1 protein-coding gene is annotated in these 1,195 nt (G+C 54.9%); it reads left to right on the top strand.

The features are described 5' to 3' along the window. Positions 1-72 precede the first annotated feature (72 nt). Positions 73-1,181, top strand: a protein-coding gene (locus A6D6_RS21620; protein WP_159661851.1) for an IS3 family transposase whose coding sequence is annotated in 2 segments (ribosomal slippage) — positions 73-334 and positions 334-1,181 — 1,110 coding nt in all. Because the reading frame shifts where the segments join, the coding sequence is not laid out codon by codon here. The last annotated feature ends 14 nt before the right edge of the window (positions 1,182-1,195 follow it).

Here is a 1,195-nt window from a genome sequence, read left to right as displayed (position 1 = left end):
GTGTCCACTTCCCCTAAAGTGAGACAGCATTGATTGGAGTTTTCTGAGATCATCATAGCTCAGGAGACGACAATGAAGAGATCCCGGCTCAGCGAGACCCAGATCGTATCGATCTTGAAGGAGGCGGATGCCGGTCTGAAGGTTGAAGAGATCTGCCGCAAACATGGCATCAGCAATGCCACCTATTACAACTGGAAGAGCAAATACGGCGGCATGGAGGCTTCTGACGTTAAGCGCCTCAAGGAGCTTGAGGAAGAGAATGACAGGCTCAAGAAGATGTTTGCCGATGTCAGCCTCGAAAACTCTGCCATGAGGAAGCTGATCGAAAAAAAGGGTTGGTGACAGCGGAGAAACGTGATGCTGTGGCGGGCATGGTAGATGACGGTGTGCCGGTCAGTAAGGCCTGCCATTTGGTGGGCTTGGGTCGGGCCAGTTACTACCGAGCACCGCAAGACTGGCGGGTTGCTGATGCTGCTGTCATTGATGCCTTGAACGAACAGCTTAGGAAGTCGCCCCGAGCGGGCTTCTGGAAGTGCTACGAGCGTATGCGGTTGAAGGGATATTGCTTCAACCACAAGCGGGTTTACAGGGTGTATTGCCGCATGGGACTTAATCTGCGCCGCCGGACCAAGCGGGTTCTGCCCAAGCGTACTCCGAAGCCTCTGGAGGTCAGCATGTACCCGAATAGGCAATGGGCATTGGACTTCATGCACGACGGCCTGTACTGCGGGAAGCGCTTCCGCACCTTGAATATTATTGACGAAGGCACCCGCGAGTGCTTGGCGATTGAGGTGGACACGAGCCTTCCAGCGGGCCGGGTTGTGCGCACGCTGGAGCGACTCAAGGCGGAACGAGGTCTGCCGAATCAGATACGGGTGGATAATGGGCCAGAGCTGATTGCGGCGGAGTTCTATGACTGGTGTGAGGCAAACGAAATTACCGTGGCGTATATCCAGCCGGGCAAGCCTCAGCAGAATGGCTTCGTGGAACGGTTTAACGGTTCGTTCAGGTATGAGTTCCTGGATGCGTATCTGTTCGAGAGCTTGGCCCAGGTTCGTGAAATGGCATGGCTGTGGATGCTTGATTACAACGACGAGCGACCGCACGAAAGCCTGGGTGATTTACCGCCAGCGGTATATCGCCGGAAAGTGGAAAACTCCAGTTTAGGGCTGTCTCACTAACGGGGAAGTGGACA

It is taken from the genome of Alcanivorax xiamenensis, assembly GCF_009846745.1.
In the GTDB taxonomy this organism is placed as follows: domain Bacteria; phylum Pseudomonadota; class Gammaproteobacteria; order Pseudomonadales; family Alcanivoracaceae; genus Alloalcanivorax; species Alloalcanivorax xiamenensis.
Note: the sequence above shows the minus strand (reverse complement) of the source record. Positions and strands in the feature narration are given on the sequence as shown.